The 402-nt window shown below is 68.9% G+C and carries 1 protein-coding gene; it reads right to left on the bottom strand.

Annotated elements, in window-relative coordinates:
• A partial coding sequence (locus tag GQB03_RS22705; protein WP_159694068.1) for an IclR family transcriptional regulator occupies positions 1-402 on the bottom strand: 402 nt, incomplete at both ends.

Here is a 402-nt window from a genome sequence, read left to right as displayed (position 1 = left end):
TCGGGCTCATCTGCCCAAGGAACAGCTTGCCGCTGGCCGAGCAGTGCGCCGGCACCCGCGAGCCCGGGTGCAGGTAAAAGCGCAGCGGCGCCGGCGTCTCCACCCGGTCCAGGTACAGCACCTCGCTGCCCGAGAGCGCCGTGATGTTGCAGCTCTCCCCCACTTCCTCGACCAGCTGGCGCAGCACCGCGTGGCGCGCGCCATGCACCGTGTTGTTCAGCAGCAGGTTCTCCGCCATGCGCCGCAGCCGCACACCGGTGCTGTAGTGGCGGCCATCCGCGTCCCGCTGCAGCATCCCCGCGCTCTCGAGCTGCTGCAGCATCCGGTGCAGCGTCGGCTTGGGCAGCCCCGTCTCTTCCACAAGGCTCTGCAGCGAGAACAGCTGGTCCTTGCAGGCAATCA

This window comes from Cognatazoarcus halotolerans (assembly GCF_009800965.1).
GTDB lineage: Bacteria > Pseudomonadota > Gammaproteobacteria > Burkholderiales > Rhodocyclaceae > Cognatazoarcus > Cognatazoarcus halotolerans.
Note: the sequence above shows the minus strand (reverse complement) of the source record. Positions and strands in the feature narration are given on the sequence as shown.